16 protein-coding genes are annotated in these 17,798 nt (G+C 67.6%); 5 read left to right on the forward strand and 11 right to left on the reverse strand.

Features of this window, described 5'->3' with window-relative positions; all coding sequences use genetic code 11:
- Positions 1 to 85: 85 nt before the first annotated feature.
- Both AC07O4_RS15210 and AC07O4_RS15215 read right to left on the reverse strand, forming a co-directional pair.
- Complete coding sequence (locus AC07O4_RS15210; protein ID WP_495304987.1) at positions 86 to 499, reverse strand: RidA family protein; 414 nt, start codon at positions 497 to 499, stop codon at positions 86 to 88.
- Positions 500 to 511: 12 nt separating this feature from the next.
- A complete protein-coding gene (locus AC07O4_RS15215; protein ID WP_492681722.1) occupies positions 512 to 1,447 on the reverse strand; it encodes an NAD-dependent epimerase/dehydratase family protein in 936 nt (311 codons plus the stop codon).
- 74 nt (positions 1,448 to 1,521) lie between these two features.
- Here AC07O4_RS15215 and AC07O4_RS15220 point away from each other — a divergent pair, with 74 nt between their 5' ends.
- Together AC07O4_RS15220 and AC07O4_RS15225 are read left to right on the forward strand one after the other, a co-directional pair.
- Positions 1,522 to 2,586: a CDP-6-deoxy-delta-3,4-glucoseen reductase gene (locus AC07O4_RS15220; protein WP_495304988.1), complete on the forward strand. Its 1,065-nt coding sequence runs from the start codon at positions 1,522 to 1,524 to the stop codon at positions 2,584 to 2,586.
- Between the two features lie 35 nt (positions 2,587 to 2,621).
- Positions 2,622 to 3,599, forward strand: coding sequence for a Bug family tripartite tricarboxylate transporter substrate binding protein (locus AC07O4_RS15225; protein WP_495304989.1), 978 nt, complete (start codon positions 2,622 to 2,624; stop codon positions 3,597 to 3,599).
- On the opposite strand, the gene AC07O4_RS15230 is transcribed toward AC07O4_RS15225, so the two are convergent.
- A complete protein-coding gene (locus AC07O4_RS15230; protein WP_495304990.1) occupies positions 3,571 to 4,347 on the reverse strand; it encodes a Crp/Fnr family transcriptional regulator in 777 nt (258 codons plus the stop codon). The two genes, AC07O4_RS15225 and AC07O4_RS15230, sit on opposite strands and share 29 nt — an antisense overlap.
- Positions 4,348 to 4,502: 155 nt before the next feature.
- Between AC07O4_RS15230 and AC07O4_RS15235 the strand changes: the two genes are divergently transcribed.
- Together AC07O4_RS15235 and AC07O4_RS15240 are read left to right on the forward strand one after the other, a co-directional pair.
- A complete protein-coding gene (locus AC07O4_RS15235; RefSeq protein WP_495304991.1) occupies positions 4,503 to 6,698 on the forward strand; it encodes a xanthine dehydrogenase family protein molybdopterin-binding subunit in 2,196 nt (731 codons plus the stop codon).
- Positions 6,699 to 6,709: 11 nt separating this feature from the next.
- Positions 6,710 to 7,168 (forward strand): (2Fe-2S)-binding protein, encoded by a 459-nt coding sequence (locus tag AC07O4_RS15240; RefSeq protein WP_056572291.1) that lies wholly within the window; start codon positions 6,710 to 6,712, stop codon positions 7,166 to 7,168.
- A 65-nt stretch (positions 7,169 to 7,233) separates the two neighbouring features.
- Here the strand turns inward: AC07O4_RS15240 and AC07O4_RS15245 are convergent, their stop codons facing one another.
- The 8 genes from AC07O4_RS15245 to AC07O4_RS15280 form a co-directional block, all read right to left on the reverse strand.
- The gene (locus tag AC07O4_RS15245; protein ID WP_373866832.1) at positions 7,234 to 8,007 is read right to left on the reverse strand and encodes an ABC transporter ATP-binding protein; all 774 of its coding nucleotides are present in this window, start codon (positions 8,005 to 8,007) and stop codon (positions 7,234 to 7,236) included.
- A gap of 1 nt (position 8,008) precedes the next feature.
- Positions 8,009 to 8,782, reverse strand: a complete 774-nt coding sequence (locus AC07O4_RS15250; RefSeq protein ID WP_056572293.1) for an ABC transporter ATP-binding protein — start codon at positions 8,780 to 8,782, stop codon at positions 8,009 to 8,011.
- Positions 8,783 to 8,799: 17 nt separating this feature from the next.
- A complete protein-coding gene (locus AC07O4_RS15255; RefSeq protein ID WP_062481017.1) occupies positions 8,800 to 10,008 on the reverse strand; it encodes a branched-chain amino acid ABC transporter permease in 1,209 nt (402 codons plus the stop codon).
- 13 nt (positions 10,009 to 10,021) lie between these two features.
- Positions 10,022 to 10,951 (reverse strand): branched-chain amino acid ABC transporter permease, encoded by a 930-nt coding sequence (locus AC07O4_RS15260; RefSeq protein WP_062481019.1) that lies wholly within the window; start codon positions 10,949 to 10,951, stop codon positions 10,022 to 10,024.
- 228 nt (positions 10,952 to 11,179) lie between these two features.
- Positions 11,180 to 12,472, reverse strand: a complete 1,293-nt coding sequence (locus AC07O4_RS15265) for a replication-associated recombination protein A (RefSeq protein ID WP_495304992.1) — start codon at positions 12,470 to 12,472, stop codon at positions 11,180 to 11,182.
- Between the two features lie 26 nt (positions 12,473 to 12,498).
- Positions 12,499 to 13,140 carry an outer membrane lipoprotein periplasmic chaperone LolA gene (lolA, locus tag AC07O4_RS15270; RefSeq protein ID WP_159275543.1) on the reverse strand — a complete coding sequence of 214 codons (642 nt, stop codon included), beginning with the start codon at positions 13,138 to 13,140 and terminating at the stop codon, positions 12,499 to 12,501.
- 184 nt (positions 13,141 to 13,324) lie between these two features.
- The gene (locus AC07O4_RS15275) at positions 13,325 to 15,775 is read right to left on the reverse strand and encodes a DNA translocase FtsK (RefSeq protein ID WP_495304993.1); all 2,451 of its coding nucleotides are present in this window, start codon (positions 15,773 to 15,775) and stop codon (positions 13,325 to 13,327) included.
- A gap of 95 nt (positions 15,776 to 15,870) precedes the next feature.
- A complete protein-coding gene (locus AC07O4_RS15280; protein WP_062481025.1) occupies positions 15,871 to 16,545 on the reverse strand; it encodes a Crp/Fnr family transcriptional regulator in 675 nt (224 codons plus the stop codon).
- A gap of 180 nt (positions 16,546 to 16,725) precedes the next feature.
- Here AC07O4_RS15280 and trxB point away from each other — a divergent pair, with 180 nt between their 5' ends.
- A complete protein-coding gene (trxB, locus tag AC07O4_RS15285) occupies positions 16,726 to 17,676 on the forward strand; it encodes a thioredoxin-disulfide reductase (RefSeq protein ID WP_062481027.1) in 951 nt (316 codons plus the stop codon).
- Positions 17,677 to 17,798 lie beyond the last annotated feature (122 nt).

Here is a 17,798-nt window from a genome sequence, read left to right on the forward strand (position 1 = left end):
ACCGGAACCAACACCGCGTCGCGTCTTCCCTTCGTTGTGTTTCGCTGGTGGCTAGCGCCACTCCCTCTCTCCTGTGCAAGCCCGCCTACACAGCCCTCAACGCCGCCACGGCGCGAATCTCCACCCGCAGCGCCGGCCGCGCCAGCGCCGCCACGCCAAGGATGGTCCATGCCGGGAAATTCTCGGTGATGTAGCGGTCCTTCACCTCGCGAAAGCCCGCCAGTTCGTGCTCGACGTCGACGTGGTAGCTCACGATCTCCACCAGGTCGGCAAAGCCGAGCCCTGCGCTTTCGAGCACCACGCCCAGCCGCCGGAAGGCCCAGTCGGCCTGTTCCGCGGCGCTCTCGGGCACGCTGCCGTCGGCACGCAGGCCGACCTGCCCCGCCACGAACAGCAGGCCGCCGGCCTTGACGCCGGGCGCGTACTTGAAGGTGTCGAAGACGGCGGTCGAGCCGAAAGTCGGATGGCCGTCGGGGATGCGAACGCTCTGTTTGCTCACGGGTGCGTCCTTTCAGGCTTGCGCAGGCTGCAGGCCCGTGTGCACCGTCGGATGCGCCAGCCGCACGCGCAGCTCGCGCTTGAGCCGCGTGTTGTCGAGCCGGCGCGATTCACCCATGAAGCTCAGCAGTTGCAGCGGCAGCTGGCGCTCGGCCTCGCCGCGCGCCACGCGCGGCGGGCGGGGCATGCCGTAGAGGTCGGCGGCCAGGTCGAAGTAGTCGCCCATGCGCAGCTCGGTGTCGTCCGACGCGTGCACCACGCGCTGGGGCTTGCCGCGGAACAGCGCCGCCACGCAGGCGCGCGCGAGGTCGTCGGCGTGGATGTGGCTGGTGTAGACGTCGTCCTCGCGGCGCAGCACGGGCGTGCCGCGTTCCAGGCGGCCGCGCGGCGTGCCGTTCTCGCGGTCGGGCGCGTAGATGCCCGGGATGCGCAGGATGCTGGTGCGCACGCCGGTGCTGCGGCCGAACCAGCGCACGGCGCGCTCGGCGTCGACGCGCCGGTGGGAGCGCGGGGTGTCGGGGCGCACGCCGCGCGTTTCGCTCACGCGCGCGCCGCCGCAGTCGCCGTACACGCCGCTGGTGGAGCCGTAGACCAGCGCCGAGGGCAGCGAGCGCAGCCGCAGCGCCTGCGCCAGCGACACGGTGCGCTGGTCGCGCCACCAGGCCGCGCCGCCTTCGCGCGCGGGCGGCGCCAGATGCACCACGCGGGTGGCGATGCCCGCCAGGCGGCGCAGGGTGGCGCGGTCGTCCAGGTTGCCCACCAGCGGCCGGATGCCGGCCGCGCGCAGCGCCGCGACACGATCGGCCGAGGACGTGAGCGCCACCAGCTGCATGCGCCCGCGCAGGTTGCGCGCCACGCGCTGGCCGACGTCGCCGCAGCCGACGATCAGCAGGCGTTCGCGCCGGAACCGGGCCGGCAGTGCGCCGGAGGGACTATTGATTGAAGGCAAAATCCGGGTTTCCTGTCTCAATTCAGTTGTCCCGGCCGCACGCAGCCGGGAAAGTTCACCCCCGAAGAATACCGATGACTGCTACAGCGCCGCACGAAGCGGGCTTTTCCATCACCGTCGAGCCCAGCGGGCGCCACTTCGTGGTCCAGGGCGACGAAACCATCCTCGCGGCCGGCATCCGCCAGGGCATCGGCCTCCCCTACGGCTGCAAGGACGGCGCCTGCGGTTCCTGCAAGTGCAAGAAGCTGTCGGGCGAGGTCACGCTCGGCCCGCACCAGAGCAAGGCGCTGAGCGCCGAGGAGCAACTGGCCGGCTACGTGCTGACCTGCTGCGCCCATCCGACGAGCGACGTGGTGCTCGAGTCGCGCCAGGTCACCGAGGCCGGCGCGCTGCCGATCCGCAAGATGCCGGTGCGCGTGATGGCGCTCACGCGCCAGTCGCACGACGTGATGATGCTGCGCCTGCAACTGCCGGCCGGCGAGCCGCTGCAGTTCTATGCAGGCCAGTACGTGGAATTCATCCTGCGCGACGGCGCGCGCCGCAGCTACTCGATGGCCAACGCACCGCACACGGTGGCCGTGCCGGGCACGGGCCTGGAGCTGCACCTGCGCCACCTGCCGGGCGGCAAGTTCACCGACCATGTCTTCGGCGCGATGAAGGAAAAAGAGATTCTGCGCATCGAAGGCCCGTTCGGGAGCTTCTTCCTGCGCGAGGACTCCGACAAGCCGATGATCCTGCTGGCCTCGGGCACGGGCTTCGCACCCATCAAGGCGCTGCTGGAGCACATGCAGTTCAAGGGCATCGACCGCCCCACCGCGCTCTACTGGGGCGGGCGCCGCCCCGAAGACCTGTACATGGACGCCTGGCTGCGCGAGCAGCTGGCCGCGATGCCGAACCTGCGCTACGTGCCTGTGGTGTCGAACGCCACGCCGGAAGACAACTGGACCGGCCGCACCGGCTTCGTCCACCAGGCGGTGCTGGAAGACTTCACGGACCTGTCGAACCACCAGGTCTATGCCTGCGGTGCGCCGATCGTGGTCGACTCGGCCAAGCGCGACTACGTGGCGCTCGCGGGCCTGCCCGAAGAAGAGTTCTTCGCCGACGCCTTCACCACCGAAGCCGACAAAGCCCTGCCCTGAGCCTTCGCGTTCCCCTTTCCTTTCCGTAGAACAACATGAAGACGAGACACTTCCTCCTGACCCTGATCGCCAGCGCTGCCGTGCTCGGCACTGGCCATGCTGCAGCCCAGCAACACCGCCCGATCCGCCTCGTCGTGCCCTACGCGGCCGGCGGCCCGATCGACAACACGGCGCGCATCCTGGCCGAGCAGGTGAAGGACACGCTGGGCGGCCCGGTCATCATCGACAACAAGCCCGGCGCGGGCGGCAACATCGGCGCCGACTTCGTCGCCAAGGCGCCGGCGGACGGCCTCACGATCGGCATCGCGGCCACGGCCACGAACGCGGTGAACCCGTGGCTGTACAGCAAGATGCCATTCAACGCCGCGACCGACTTCGCGCCGATCACGCAGATGGTGCGCGTGCCCAACGTGCTGGTGATGAACGCCGAGACGGCCAACCGCCTGAACATCCGCACGCTGGCCGACCTGATCCGCTACGCCAAGGCCAACCCCGCCAAGCTCAACTACGCCAGCGGCGGCAACGGCAGCGCCGGCCACCTGGCGGGCGAGCTGTTCAAGAAGGAAGCAGGCATCTTCGCTGTGCACATTCCGTACAACGGCGGCAACCCGGCGCAGCTGGCGCTGCTGTCGGGCCAGGTCGACTTCAACTTCGACAACCTCGCCACGGCCGCGCCGAACATCCGCTCGGGCAAGCTGAAGGCGATCGCGGTCACGACGCTCAAGCGCAGCAGCGCCCTGCCCGACGTGCCGCCCGTGGCCGACACGCTCAAGGGCTTCTCGATCGACACCTGGTGGGGCCTGGTCGCGCCGGCCGGCACGCCGCCCGAGGTGGTCGCGAAACTGAATCAGGCCTTCGCCGCCGCGCTGAACGCGCCGGAAACGAAGACCCGCTTCGCCTCGATGCTGGCCGAGCCCGTCGGCAACTCGCCCGAGCAGTTCGGCGCCTTCATGAAGAGCGAACTGGCCAAGTACGAGAAGGTGGTCAAGGCCACCGGGGCGAAGGTGGACTGACGAGGTCGTCCAGGGGCGCTGCGGCCTGCATGTCGGTGGCCGCCGCCACGGCCGCCGCCGCTTCGGCCGCCCCGCTCTGGTAGGTGCGCAGGCCCGCGAGGTCAAGCACCTCCACGCCGCCATGTTCGATGCGCAACAGGCCGTCGCGCTGCAGCGCATGCAGCGCGCGGTTGGCACGCTGGCGCGACACCGCCGACAAGAGGCCGATCTCGTCCTGGCTCAGCCGCACGAAGCGGGTGGCGCGCGGATAGAGGATGGGGTCGAACAGGCTGGCCAGGCAGCGCGCCACGCGCGCATCGGGGCCGAGCAGGCGATCGAATTCCATGAGGCCGATGAACAGGCTCAGTCGCGCATTGATGTGTAACAACAGAAACCGATTGAAGTCGATGCTGGTGGACATCAGCCGCTCGAAGCTGTGCCGCGGCACGCAGGCCACGCGCGTGGGCCGCAGCGCCACGCCGTCGTAGCGCCAGCATCCGGGGGTGAGCAGCGAGCCTTCGCCGCCCCAGCCGCCGGCGGTCACGCCGGTGAAGGTGGACACGCGCCCGTCGGGCAGCGACACCGACATCTTCATGAGGCCGTCGATCACGCCGATCCAGTGATCGGCCGGCTCGCCGCGCCGCACGACGAAGCCGCCGGCCGGCACCACGCGCTCGTGCGACTCCTGGACGACGCGGTCGAGTTCGTCGTCCGTGAGCGCGCGCGCCCACAGGCTCTCGCGAAGCATGTTCTCCAACGCGTTCGACATCGCGCCTCCTGCTGTCGTCCCTCGTGACATCGCATCGGCCGATCCGTCGCAGGCGCCGGTCGGCGGGGACCGTAAGAAATGTCGTTGCAACGACATCTTCGGCGCGGCGATGGTGCCACAGTCATCCGCGTTCGCCAAACAACAAGGAGACAACGATGAAGCGTTCGAACAAGGACCCGCGTCCCGCGCGCGGGACGGACGACGGGGATGCGCACGGCCTGCGCCGGCGCGACGTGCTCGGCTACGCCACGGCCGCGCCGCTGGCATCGGCGGCGGCCGGCATCGCGGGGCTCGGCGCCCTCACGGCGCCCGCCTCTGCAGTCGCTGCGCTGCTGCCCATGACCCCGCCCGACACCACCGACCTGATCGACATCGGCGACGCGGTCACACTGACCTCGCTGCCGACCATGCCGCTGGTGAAGGTGACGAACACCGGCGACGGCCGCGTGCGCCTCGCGCTGCCGCGCCTCGAAGTGGGCCAGGGCATCGCCACGGCCAGCGCGATGATGCTGGCCGACAAGCTGCGCCTGCCGCTGAGCGCCATCGAAGTCACGTCGGCCGACGCGAGCCCCGAGCTGATCTGGAACCAGCTCACGGGCGGCTCGTCGAGCGTGCGCTCGATGCACGCGGGGATGCCGGTGCTGGGCGGCCTCGGCGGCCTGCTCTCGGGCTCCACGCCCTCGGTGGTCGGGCAGCGCGTGACGCGGCTCGATGCGCTGGACATCGTCACCGGGCGCAAGAAGTTCACGCTCGACCAGGCGGTGCCCAATGCCAAGCCGACGATGGTGCGGCGCCCGCCGACTATCAACGGCAAGTTCGTCGGCATCAACAACCTGAACACGGTGATGGCGATGCCGGGCGTGATCGGCGTGGTGCCGATTCCCGCCACCAACGGCATCACGCCGACGCCGCCCGGCGTGGCGGTGATGGCCGAGACCTTCGGCCAGGCCTGGGCCGCGGTGAACGCGCTCGACGTGACCTGGGCCGCGGGCCCGCTCGACGGCGAGTCGAACGCCACCATCATGCGCAAGCTGAAGTCGTCGCTGCTGCCCTTTGCGCTGCCGCCGCTGGGCGCGCTGACGGTCGAGGCCGAGTTCGAGTTCGCGCCGGCCGCGCACTGCCCGATGGAAGTCGAATGCGCGATTGCCGATGTGCGGCCCGATCGCGCCGAGATCTGGGCCGGGCTGCAGAGCCCCATCGTCACCCAGCAGGCGGTGGCCGCCGAGCTGGGCCTGCCGCTGAACAAGGTCGTCGTGCATGCGGTGCCCTCGGGCGGCTCCTTCGGGCGGCGCCTGTTCTGGGACCCGGTGCTGCAGGCGATCCAGGTGTCGAAGGCGCTGGGGCGCCCCTGCCGCCTGATGTACCACCGCACCGACGACATGCGCCACACGCGCATCCGCCCGCCGATCTACCAGAAGGCGCGCGCCACGATGCTGCTGGGCCAGGTCATCGCCTTCGAGCAGCGCATCGCCAGCGTGCGCCTGGACACGCGCCACGGCTTCGGCAACATGCTCGAGGCCGCCGCCATCGCGCTGCCCAACGCTTTCCCGCAGACGGTGGGCAACTTCGCGATCGAGCAGGTCATGTTCAAGACCATGGTGACCTCGCCGTACAACTTCGGCGTCACGACCAAGCTGCTGACGCCGGTGCCGATGGACATGAACACCTGCTCCTACCGCTCGGTGCACATCCAGCCCGCGCGGCTGGTGGAAGAGATCCTGGTCGACGAGATGGCCCGCGCCGCGCGCAAGGACCCAGTCGCCTTCCGGCTCGAGTACCTGCGCCTGCCGCGCGCCCGCGCGGTGCTGAAGGCCGTGGCCGAGGCCGCGCAGTGGGGCAAGGCGATGCCGGCGGGCTTTGCGCAGGGCGTGGCCGTGCACCAGGAGTCGAAGTCCTTCACGGCCTGCATCGTCGAGATCGACGCGCGCGTGCCGGCGCAGGCCCGCGTGGTGCGCGCGACCATCGCCATCGACGTGGGCACGCCGATCAACCCCTCGGGCATCGAGGCGCAGCTGCAGGGCGGCCTGTGCGAATCGATCGCGCTGGTGCTGTCGGCGGGGCTGCACATCCAGAACGGCCTGCCGCTGGAAGGCAGCTACTCGCAGTACCACTTCTCGCGCATGAAGCACTACCCGAAGGACGTGAAGATCATCATCCTGCCGGCCAATGGCGAGGCCATCGGCGGGCTGGGCGAAGTCGGCCTGTCGGCGAGCTCGGGTGCGATCGCCAACGCCTACGGGCGCGCCACCGGCATCAAGCCGCGCAGCTTCCCGCTGAACTTCCCGGTCGACTTCACGCCGATCCCGCCGGGCAAGCTGCCCACGCCCGTCAACGTTCCGATCCCCGCCTGAGGAGACCCGCCATGCCTGTGCAATCTTTCAAGGTGAACGGCCAGAACGTCGACGTCGAGGCGCCCGACGACCTGGCGCTGCTGTGGGTGCTGCGTGACAAGCTCGGCATCACCGGCCCGAAGTACGGCTGCGGCATCAACGTGTGCAAGGCCTGCACCTGCCACGTCGACGGCAAGGCCGTGACGACCTGCTCGGTGCGCGTGTCCGACGTGCGCGGACGCCAGGTGACGACCATCGAGGGCCTGGCCAACGGCAACACGCTGCACCCGGTGCAGCAGGCCTGGATGAACCTGGACGTGCCGCAGTGCGGCTTCTGCCAGCCGGGCCAGATCATGGCCGCGGTCGACCTGCTGCGCCGCACCCGCACCCCGACGGACGCCGACATCGACGCCATCGAGAACGTGTGCCGCTGCGGCACCTACGGGCGCATCCGCGAGGCGATCAAGGCCGCCGCCGCGATGATGGGATAGGGACAGACGAAAAAACGGCCAGCCACCGCGCTCTGCGGTGCTGGCCGGTCGGCGTTGACTGGCGCTTACTCGCCGAGGTAGGCGGCGCGCACGCGCGGGTCGCGCAGCAGTTCCTTGGCGTCGCCGTTCATCGTGATGAGGCCCGACTCCATGACGTAGCCACGGTCGGCCAGTTGCAGCGCACGGTTGGCGTTCTGCTCCACCAGCAGGATCGTGACGCCCTGCGAGGCCACGGTCTGCACCACTTCGAAGATCTTGTCGCACATGATGGGCGACAGGCCCATGGTGGGCTCGTCGAGCAGCAGCACCTTCGGGCGTGCCATGAGCGCGCGGCCCATCGCCAGCATCTGCTGTTCGCCGCCCGACATCGTGCCGGCCAGCTGGTCCTTGCGCTCGCGCAGGCGCGGGAAGGTCACGAACACGCGCTCCATGTCGCTGGCGATCTCGGCCTTGTCGTTGCGGATGTAGGCGCCGATCTGCAGGTTCTCGGTGATCGTCATGCGCGTGAACACGCCGCGGCCCTCGGGCACCATCACGAGGCCCTCGCCCACCAGGTCCCAGGCGCCGCGGCCCTTGATGCTGCGGCCCAGGAACTCGATGTCGCCCGCGCCGGCCGGCAGCGTACCGGTGATGGCCTTCATGGTGGTGGTCTTGCCGGCGCCGTTGGAGCCGATGAGCGAGACCAGCTCGCCCTCGAACACGTCGAAGTCCACGCCCTTCACGGCCTGGATGCCGCCGTAGCCCACCTTCAGGCCACGGACCTTGAGCAGGTTCTTGCCTGCGGCCTTGGCGGCGGCCGCTGCCGTCGTGGGTGCCATCGTTGCTTCTGCGGTGCTCATCTCAATGTCCTCCGGTGCCGAGGTAGGCCTCGATCACCTTTTCGTTCTTCTGTACCTCGACCGGGTTGCCCTCGGCAATCTGCTTGCCGTAGTCGAGCACGGTGACGCGGTCGCACAGGCCCATGATGAGCTTGACGTCGTGTTCGATGATCAGGATCGTGCGGTTGTCCTTGCGGATGCGGTCGATGAGCTCGCGCAGCAGGACCTTCTCGGTCGAGTTCATGCCGGCGGCCGGTTCGTCCAGCGCGATGAGCTGGGGGTCGGTGGCCAGTGCGCGGGCGATCTCGAGGCGGCGCTGGTCGCCGTAGCTCAGCGTGCGCGCCTTGTAGTCGGCGAACTTGCCGATGCCCACGTAGTCGAGCAGCTCCTGTGCGCGCTTGGCGATGGCGGCCTCTTCGGCCTTGAAGCCCTTGGTGCGCAGCATGGCGCCGAACACGCCGGAGTGCGTGCGGATGTGGCGCCCGACCATCACGTTCTCCAGGGCCGTCATTTCGGCGAAGAGGCGGATGTTCTGGAAGGTGCGCGCAATGCCGGCCTTGGCCACTTCGTGCACGGCCGTCGGCTGGTAGGGCTTGCCGGCCAGCTCGAAGGTGCCGCTGTCGGGCGTGTACAGCCCGGTGATCACGTTGAAGAAGGTCGTCTTGCCGGCGCCGTTGGGCCCGATCAGGCCGTAGACCTGGCCGCGCTTGATGGTGATGCCCACGTCCGAGAGGGCCTGCAGCCCGCCGAAACGCTTGGAGATGCCGCGAACGTCGAGGATGGTGTCTGTCGTCATGTCTGTGTGTCCTTGGCTCACGGATTGATGGACATGGGACGCGATGCCGCACCCGGCACTTCGTCAGCGGGGCTGTCGATGCCCGGTGCGTGGGTCTGGAGCGTTCCGGGCGCCACGGCCGCATGGGTCGGGTCGACGGGCGCGCCGTTCTTCTTGGTCAGCGTCTTGCCGTGTTCCGGCGAGGGCCACAGGCCGCGCGGGCGCATCAGCATGATGACGATCATGGCCAGCGCGATGAACAGCTGGCGCAGGATGGACGCGTCGAGGCGGCCGTCGGTCATCGCCTGCAGCGGGCCGGCCACATAGCGCAGCACTTCGGGCAGCGCGGCCAGCAGCACGGCGCCCAGGATGACGCCAGGCAGGTGCCCGAGGCCGCCCAGCACGACCATGGCGACGATCATCACCGACTCCATCAGGCTGAAGGACTCGGGCGACACGAAGCCCTGGAAGGCTGCGAACATCGCGCCCGACACGCCGCCGAAGCTGGCGCCCATGCCGAAGGCCAGCAGCTTCATGTTGCGGGTGTTGATGCCCATCGCCTTGGCAGCGATTTCATCTTCGCGGATGGCCATCCAGGCGCGGCCGATGCGCGAGATCTGCAGGCGGTGCGAGATGATGATGGTGGCCACCACCAGCGCCAGGAACAGGTAGTAGTACAGCGTGACCGAGGAGATCGTGAAGCCGTCGAACTTCCACGCCTTGCCGAGGTCCAGCCCCCAGAACTTGATGGAGTCGATCGCCGTGATGCCCTTCGGCCCGTTGGTGATGTTGATCGGCTGGTCGAGGTTGTTCAGGAACACCCGGATGATTTCACCGAAGCCGAGCGTGACGATCGCCAGGTAGTCGCCGCGCAGCTTCAGCGTGGGCGCCCCCAGCATCGCGCCGAGCACCCCGGCCACCACCAGCGCGAGTGGAACCACGATCAGGAGCGAGGTGTGCAGCCCGTTCGGGAACATCGCCTTGAACCACGGAAAGGTGTCCGAGAGGTGCGACGAACCCATCAGCGCGTAGAGGTACGCGCCGACCGCAAAGAAGGCCACGTAGCCCAGGTCGAGCAGGCCGGCGTAGCCGACCACGATGTTCAGGCCGAGCGCGAGCATCACGTAGAGCAATGCGATGTCGGCGATGCGCACCCAGGCGTTGCCCTGGGTCTGCAACAGGATGGGCAGCGCCAGCACGGCGACCACGCCGAGGATGTAGAGCGCGAGGTTCTTGCTGTTCTTCATGGTGTGCTGCTCCTCAGGCCCGGTCCGCCACGCGCTCGCCGAGCAGACCCGAAGGCCGCAGCGTGAGCATCACGATCAGCACGATGAAAGCGAAGATGTCGCTGTAGTTGCTGCCCAGCACGCCACCCGTGAGGGTGCCGATGTAGCCGGAGCCGATGGCCTCGATGAGGCCCAGCAGGATGCCGCCGACCACCGCGCCGGCCAGGTTGCCGATGCCGCCGAACACGGCCGCGGTGAAGGCCTTGAGGCCAGGCAGGAAGCCCATCGCATGTTGCGCGATGCCGTAGTTGGAGGCGTACATCACGCCGGCGATGGCCGCGAGCACGGCGCCGATGATGAAGGTGGCCGAGATGACCATGTCGGGCCGGATGCCCATGAGCGCCGCGACGCGCGGGTTCTCGGCAGTGGCGCGCATCGCGCGGCCGAGCTTGGTGTAGTTGACCAGCCACATCAGGATCACGAGCGAGAACGCCGTGACGCTGAGGATCATGACCTGCGTCGGCGAGATCACGGCGCCGCCCACGTGGATGGGGTCGGTCGGCAGCAGGTTGGGATACGCCTTGTTGGTCGGCTTCCAGATGATCATGGCCAGCGTCTGCAACAGGATCGACACGCCGATGGCGGTGATGAGCGGTGCGAGCTTGGGGCTGTTGCGCAGCGGCCGGTAGGCCACTTTCTCGATCACGAAGTTGAGGCTTGCCGCGACGACGCAGGCAATGATCAGCGCAACGAAGAGGATCAGCCAGCCCGGGGTGTTGGGCATTCCGTCCTTCATGAGCCCGATGATGGTCCAGCTTGTGAGCGCCCCCACCATCAGCACTTCACCGTGCGCAAAATTGATCAGATTGATGATGCCGTACACCATGGTGTAGCCCAAGGCTATCAAGGCATACATGCTGCCGAGAACCAGACCGTTGATGATCTGCTGCAGCAATATTTCCATAACGCGATTCCCTATGTGTTGCACCTTGCGGGTGCCATTCACCTACCGAGGCACCGGTTTGGCGCCACTGGCTTGACAAGCAAAAAACCAGCCAACATGTGTCGCCGGCAGATTTGGTGGGCGGGATTGTAGACACGCCCCGGCGCTGTTTTGGGGCGGGATGACCGGGGTTTACCCGCTCACTTCATGCTGTATGCGCGTGAAGTCATGCAGATGCGCAAACCTGTATCAGCGATCTGAATTTGTGTTGAGGCGACGCAGTTCGCGCAGCTTTTCCGCGATGCGGATTTCGAGCCCACGCTCGACCGGTTCGTAGAAAACCTGGCCTTCCAGCCCCTCGGGCAGGTAGCGCTCGCCGGCGGCGAAACCGCCCTCCTCGTCGTGCGCGTAGCGGTACCCCTTGCCGTAGTCGAGCTCCTTCATGAGCTTGGTCGGCGCATTGCGCAGGTGCATCGGCACCGGGCGCGTGCTGTCTTTCTTCACCAGCGCGCGCACCGCGTTGTAGGCCTTGTAGACCGCGTTCGACTTGGGTGCGATGGCCAGGTAGACCACGCATTCCGCCAGTGCCAGCTCGCCTTCGGGGGTACCCAGGCGCTCGTAGACCTCGGCCGCATCGAGCGCCAGGCGCAGCGCACGCGGGTCGGCCAGGCCGATGTCTTCGCTGGCCATGCGCACCAGGCGGCGCGCCATGTAGCGCGGGTCGGCGCCACCGTCGAGCATGCGCACGAACCAGTAGAGTGCGGCGTCGGGGTCGCTGCCGCGCACCGATTTGTGCAGCGCGCTGATGGTGTCGTAGAACTGCTCGCCGCCCTTGTCGTAGCGGCGCATGCGCTCGCCGAGCACGCGCAGCAGCCACTCATCGGTGATGTTCGTAAGCTTCTCGGCGCCGGCCGCAACCGCCAGCGTCTCCAGCGTGTTGAGCAGGCGGCGCGCGTCGCCGTCCGCGTAGGCGACCAGGCGGTCGATGGCCACCTCATCGATGGCCGGAACCGCCTGGATCGCTTGCGCCTTGGCAACGATCTGCTTCAGGTCGCCTTCGTTGAGTGACTGCAGCACGTACACCGCCGCCCGCGACAGCAAGGCCGAATTGACTTCGAACGACGGGTTCTCGGTGGTCGCGCCGATGAACGTGAACAGGCCCGACTCGACATGCGGCAGGAACGCGTCCTGCTGGCTCTTGTTGAAGCGGTGCACCTCGTCCACGAAGACGATGGTGCGCTGCTGCGTGAGCCCGTCGCGCGCGGCGGTGGCCTGCTCGACCGCCTCGCGGATGTCCTTCACGCCGCCCAGCACCGCACTGATGCTCAGGAACTGCGCGTCGAAGGCGTCGGCCATGAGCCGCGCGATGGTCGTCTTGCCGGTGCCCGGCGGGCCCCAGAGGATGCAGGAGTGCGGCTGACCCGACTCGAAGGCGATGCGCAGCGACATGCCCGGACCGAGCAGGTGCTGCTGGCCGATCACTTCGCCGAGCGTCTTGGGACGCAGGCGCTCGGCGAGGGGCTGGTGGGTGCGCGGGGCCAAACCGGGGACTGTCCTGCTGTGGGTGATTACTGCTTGAGCACGTCGGCGCCCGCGGGCGCCTTGAACTCGAAGGTGCTGGCGGGCAAGGCCGGGTTCACCTCGACCTTGCTGAACTTGAGCACCGAGCGCTGGCCGAAGCTGTCCAGGATCTCGAGGGCCGCGAGCGCGTCACCCTGGAAGCCGACCATCACGCTCTGCAGCTGGCCGTCCTTGTTCTTCGGCGTGGCCTTGACCCACTGCAGGCCGTCGCGCTCGGGCGCGGCCTCCAGCGCGAAATCGGCCTGCAGGGCGCGCAGGTCGGCGGCCGAGGCAATCAGCGCCGCGGGCGTCGAACCCAGCGCCTGCGCCTGGGTGCGCTGCGTGACCTGGTTCAGGTCGGCGTCGTAGAGCCACAGCGTCTTGCCGTCGGCCACGATGCTCTGGGCGAAGGGCTTGCGATAGTCGAACTTGAATTTGCCGGGGCGATGGAATTCGAAGGTGCCGGTCGACGTCTTCACGCGGCCCGGCTGCCCCTCGCGCGGCGGGGCCGTCACGGTCTGGGTGAACTCGGCGCGGCCGGACTTGACCGTCTTCACGAAGGCTTCGAGGCTTTCGAGCCCGTCGGCCCAGGCACTGCCGGCCACGGTGCAGATCAGGCCGGCCAACAGCCAGAGGCGGGTTTTCTTCATGGGAGGTTCCTCGGAAAAACGTTGCTGCGATGCCCATCGACACTACCCGCCGCAGGTGCCGGCTTCTGTAGGCTTTCATGAAGATTTGCAGCAGCGCCGGTGCGCGTTTGCAAATTGCCTCTCAGCACGTAACCAGCCCTGCCGCGGTGGTGATGGGGGTCGTCGTCGATGGTGCGCCGGCGGGTCACTCCGCCTGGCGCGCGGGCACGAGGATCTCGCGCTGGCCGCTGCCGCTCATGGCGCTCACGAGGCCGGCCTTTTCCATGTCCTCGACCAGGCGCGCGGCGCGGTTGTAGCCGATCTTCAGGTGGCGCTGCACCAGCGAGATGCTGGCCTTGCGGTTCTTGAGCACGACCTCGACCGCCTGGTCGTACATCGGGTCCTTTTCGCCGTCGCCGCCGCCGAGCAGGTCGCCGTCACCGTCGCCATCGACCGTGCCGCCTTCGAGCACGCCTTCGATGTAGTCGGGCTCGCCCTGGCTCTTGAGGTAGGCCACCACGCGATGCACTTCCTCGTCGCTCACGAAGGCGCCGTGCACGCGGATCGGCAGGCCGGTGCCGCTGGCCATGTAGAGCATGTCGCCCATGCCCAGCAGCGCCTCGGCGCCCATCTGGTCGAGGATGGTGCGGCTGTCGATCTTGGAGCCCACCGAGAACGCGATGCGCGTGGGGATGTTGGCCTTGATGAGGCCGGTGATCACGTCGACGCTGGGGCGCTGCGTGGCCAGGATCAGGTGGATGCCAGCGGCGCGGGCCTTTTGCGCAAGGCGGGCAATCAGCTCTTCGATCTTCTTGCCGACCACCATCATCAGGTCGGCCAGCTCGTCGATGATGACCACGATGTGCGGCTCGCGCTTGAGCGGTTCCGGATCGTCCGGCGTGAGGCTGAAGGGGTTGTAGATGAACTCCTCGCGCGCCTTGGCTTCGTCGATCTTGGTGTTGTAGCCGGCCAGGTTGCGCACGCCGAGCTTGCTCATGAGCTTGTAGCGGCGCTCCATCTCGGCCACGCACCAGTTCAGGCCGTGTGCCGCCTGGCGCATGTCGGTGACCACGGGCGCCAGCAGGTGCGGGATGCCTTCGTAGACCGACATTTCGAGCATCTTCGGGTCGATCATGAGCAGGCGGACGTCGCGTGCCTCGGCCTTGTAGAGCAGCGAAAGAATCATCGCGTTGATGCCGACCGACTTGCCCGAGCCGGTGGTACCGGCCACCAGCACGTGCGGCATCTTCGCGAGGTCGGCCACCACGGGGTTGCCGATGATGTCCTTGCCCAGGCCCATCGTGAGCATCGACTTGCCCTCGTTGTAGACCTGCGAGCCCAGGATTTCACTGAGCTTGATCGACTGGCGCTTGGCGTTCGGCAATTCGAGCGCCATGTAGTTCTTGCCGGGAATGGTCTCGACCACGCGGATCGACACCAGCGAGAGCGAACGCGCCAGGTCCTTGGCGAGGCCGAGGATCTGCGAGCCCTTGACGCCGGTGGCGGGCTCGATCTCGTAGCGCGTGATGACGGGACCCGGCGAAGCGAGCACCACGCGCACCTCGACGCCGAAGTCCTTGAGCTTCTTCTCGATCATGCGCGAGGTCATCTCGAGCGTGTCGGAGGACACCGTTTCCTGTCGCACCAGCGCGGCGTCGAGCAGGTCGACCTGCGGCAGCTTGCTGTCGGGCAGTTCCTTGAAGAGCGGCTTCTGGCGTTCCTTGACGACGCGGTCGCTGCGGGGGACCTCGGTCATCGCGGGCTCGATCTGCACGGGCGGCGATGCGGGGCGGCGCTTGGGCGCGACTTCTCCCTCTTCGTCGTCGAAGCTCGGCTCGAGAGGGCCGGCGTCGCCGAACGCGGCCTCCTTGCTGGGGCGCATTTTCTTGGCGCGCGGCGCGGGCGCCAGCTCTTCCTCGTCGCCGGCGCGTTCGCGTGCGGCCTGCTTGCCCATGGCGATGTCGGCGGCCATTTCGCGCTTTTCACGGCGCGACTCGAACAGCGAGTACGCACGGGCACCGATGCGCTCGGCGATCAGGCTCCAGGAGAAACGGAACACCAGCGCCGAGCCGATCACACCGCCGGCGATGGCGACCAGCGCCGAGCCCGTGAAGCCCAGCCAGCGCACGCTCGCCGGCCCCACGAGGTAGCCGAGGGCGCCGCCGCCCGAACCCGGGAGGTGCGATTCGAGTCGGTACAGGCGCGACCATTCGAGCACCGCGCTCGCGCACAGCAGCAGGACCAGGCCGAACCAGAAAGCGAGGCGGCTGCGGTTGAAGCGGCCGCGCGGGGGCTGTTCGACCGCCGGCGTCGGTTCGCCGCCGCGCAGCCAGCCGGCCAGCGACGAGAGCCACGCGCGCAGGCCCGCCGCAAGGCACCACCAGACGGAATAGCCGGCAAGGAAGTAGCTGCCATCGGCCAACCAGGCGCCGATGCGGCCGCCCCAGTTCTTGATCTCACCGCCCGTGCCCGAGGTCGACCAGGCGGCATCGGACGGGGTGAAGCTCAGCATCGCCAGCAGCCAGAACAGGAGGGCTGCGAACCCGGCGATCAAGGTGATTTCGTGGGCGAAGCGCAGGGCGCGCAGGCGCACGGGTTGCCCTTCGGCAGCGGAAGAAGAAGAGGACGATTGAAGCGTATGGAGCGAATAGGTCATGAAAAGCACGGCGCCCGGCCCGAAAAAACGCAGGCCGGCCGCCCCGAACACTACAACAAAAGGCCGTGGACGCCGAAAGCGCCCGGCCTATGGGCTCAGGTCAGCGTCAGGAGCCGGTCCTTGATGATCACCGAGCCGTCTTCCTGGGACTGCACGAAACCGCGCTCTTCCAGGTCCTTCATGACGCGGCTCACCATTTCGCGCGACGCGCCGACCATCTTGGCCAGGTCCTGGCGGGAGATCTTGTCGCGGACCTTGAGGTTGCCCATGCCGTCCTGGCTGGCGAACTCGAGCAGTGCGCGGGCGACGCGGCCGTACACGTCCATCAGCGCCAGCGACTCGATCTTGCGGTCAGCGTGGCGCAGGCGCTGCACCAGGCCGCGCATGATGTTGTAGGCCATCGAGGAGTTCTCGGGCAGGCAGCGCGCGAAGGCATCGCGGCCCAGCATGAGCACGTCGCACTGGATTTCGGTGCGCACGGTGGCCGAATGCGGCTCGTCGTCGATCAGGCTCATCTCGCCGAGGTAGTCGCCGGGGTGCAGCGTGGCCAGGATCACCTCGCGGCCACGGCTGTCGGCGCTCGTGACGCGGGCGCGGCCGGTCAGGATGATGTACAGCGCATCGGATTTCTTGCCCTGCTCCACGACGACCTCGGCGCGTTTGAAGCGCTTCTTGATGATCGCATCCGCAATGCTTGCGGACTGCGAGGCCGTCAACGACGCGAACAATGGAACGCGCCGAAGCAATTCAAGGTTGGACAGCATCGACATTAATCAATCCCTGAAACAGCGCGCGATGTGATCCTGATGCTGAGCCCATGGATTACTACAATCGCGCGCATTGAAAACACCGTGCACCCGGTGTTGAACCGGGCGGTGATACTCCCCACGTATCGCTACCACCCTGAAAATGTACACGCTGCCGCAGCGTCCATCCTAGGTTTTCTACTCATGTCCGCACCCCAACACGCCAAGGTTCTCATTCTGGGCTCCGGCCCGGCCGGCTACACCGCCGCCGTCTACGCCGCACGCGCCAACCTCCAGCCTTTGCTCATCACGGGCATCGCGCAAGGCGGTCAACTCATGACCACCACCGAGGTCGACAACTGGCCGGCCGACGTGCACGGCGTGCAAGGCCCCGAGCTGATGCAGCGCTTTCTCGAACACGCCGAACGCTTCAAGACGCAGATCGTGTTCGACCACATCAACAAGGTCGACCTGAGCAAGCGGCCGTTCACGCTCACGGGCGACAGCGGCACCTACACCTGCGACTCGCTGATCATCGCCACGGGCGCATCGGCCAAGTACCTGGGCCTGGATTCCGAAGAGAAGTTCATGGGCCGCGGCGTCTCCGCCTGCGCGACCTGCGACGGCTTCTTCTACCGTGAGCAGGAGGTCTGCGTGATCGGCGGCGGCAACACGGCCGTCGAGGAAGCGCTGTACCTCTCCAACATTGCAAACAAAGTCACACTCGTGCATCGCCGCGACAAGTTCCGCGCCGAGCCCATCCTGATCGACAAGGTCATGGAAAAAGTGGCCGAAGGCAAGATCGTGCTGAAGCTGCACAACCAGCTCGACGAGGTGCTCGGTGACGGCACGGGCGTGACGGGCATCCGCATCAAGAACACGCAGACCGGCGCGACCGAAGAGATCACGCTCAAGGGCTGCTTCATCGCGATCGGCCATCACCCGAACACCGACATCTTCCAGGGCCAGCTGGAAATGAAGGACAACTACATCCTGACCCGCTCGGGCCTGAAGGGCTTCGCGACGATGACCAGCGTGCCCGGCGTGTTCGCGGCCGGCGACGTGCAGGACAACATCTACCGCCAGGCCATCACCAGCGCCGGCACGGGCTGCATGGCTGCCCTCGACGCGCAGCGCTTCCTGGAAGAGCACTGAGGCCTATCCCACGGGGAACGGGGCACCGGCCAGCGCGGCCGGATTTCCCGTATCTGCGACGGCCCCCGCCTCGCTGAGCCCGAAAGGGCTATAATCCGAGGCTTTGCCGAAACAGGGCCTAC

The organism is Variovorax sp. GW821-FHT09D04 (assembly GCF_059416405.1).